The 1,094-nt window shown below is 71.2% G+C and carries 1 protein-coding gene; it reads right to left on the bottom strand.

Annotated elements, in window-relative coordinates; all coding sequences use genetic code 11:
- Nucleotides 1-166: 166 nt before the first annotated feature.
- The gene (locus A3IC_RS0116395; protein ID WP_158695969.1) at nucleotides 167-496 is read right to left on the bottom strand and encodes a hypothetical protein; all 330 of its coding nucleotides are present in this window, start codon (nucleotides 494-496) and stop codon (nucleotides 167-169) included.
- Nucleotides 497-1,094: the final 598 nt, after the last annotated feature.

Here is a 1,094-nt window from a genome sequence, read left to right as displayed (position 1 = left end):
CTCGCTCGGGACTTCGTGTCCCTCCGCTTCGCTCCGGGCCACGAAGTCCAAGTTCTGCGGCTCCGCCGCTCTCCGCGCTTCGCGCGTCGATCACTGGGGGCGGCCCATGTCGGGGGCGCTGACGCGCCGGGGGTGGGGCTCGGGGGAGGTGGGGTGTGGGCGCGGGTCAGGGGTTTCGGCGGGGTCGCTGGATGCGGACCTCGTGGGCGGTGGACAGGTCGGGGTAGTAGGGCAGTTCGAGGTGGCGAACGGTGCTGACGGTTACCGTCGCGTCGTTGCTCCACAGCACGGAAATGCCGAAGTCGACCGTGCCGTCGCGGCGGGTGAGGCCGAAGTGCTTGAGGGTGTGGCCGTCGGAGCGGACCTCGACGGTGACCCAGGCGCCGGCGACCGGGTTGCCACTTGTGCCGGTGACCTCGGCGGTCGCAGTGGCCCACCACGGGCCCTGGCCGTCGGGGCGGCCGAGTTCGCTCGCCTTGCCGGTGACGGACGTCACGGACAGGCCCGGCCTCGAGTTCGCCGGAGTGGACATCGGGAGCGATCGGGGTTCGCGGTCAGGGCGCATGGGGTGGCTCTCCAGGACATGGGCGATCCGTAGAGCCTGTCCGCGGCCGGCGTGCACGGTTCGACGCCAGGGTTGTCGGCGGGTGAACGGAGCCCCAACATTGGTTCGGACCCGTTATTGGTTCTTGATATGAGAGGGATATCGGTCGGCAGTCCCCCGAGGCTCCCGCTGCCGCGCGACACGGCTCCATCAGGATGGACGGCCGTGACACGCCCCCGGCCGGGCCACCAGGGGTCAAGGAAGCAACGATGCCACCCAACAACCCGCCGCCCCCACGACCCCGGCGCATCCCTCCGTTATGCCGCGCCCCCCGCGCGTAACCCCGTCGCACCACGACCCTCGCGCCCCGCTCCCCACGACCCAGCCCCACCCAACCCAAACTCACAACGAACCCGCCCAACAACCCACCGCCCACCCCACCGGCGCGTCAGCGCCCCCGACACAGGCCGCCCCAAGTGATCGACGCGCGAAGCGCGGAGAGCGGCGGAGCCGCAAGTTTGGACGGTGTGACCCGGAGCGAAGCGGAGGG

Origin of the sequence: Embleya scabrispora DSM 41855 (genome assembly GCF_000372745.1) — a bacterium.
In the GTDB taxonomy this organism is placed as follows: domain Bacteria; phylum Actinomycetota; class Actinomycetes; order Streptomycetales; family Streptomycetaceae; genus Embleya; species Embleya scabrispora.
This window is presented reverse-complemented; position numbering and strand designations above follow the sequence as displayed.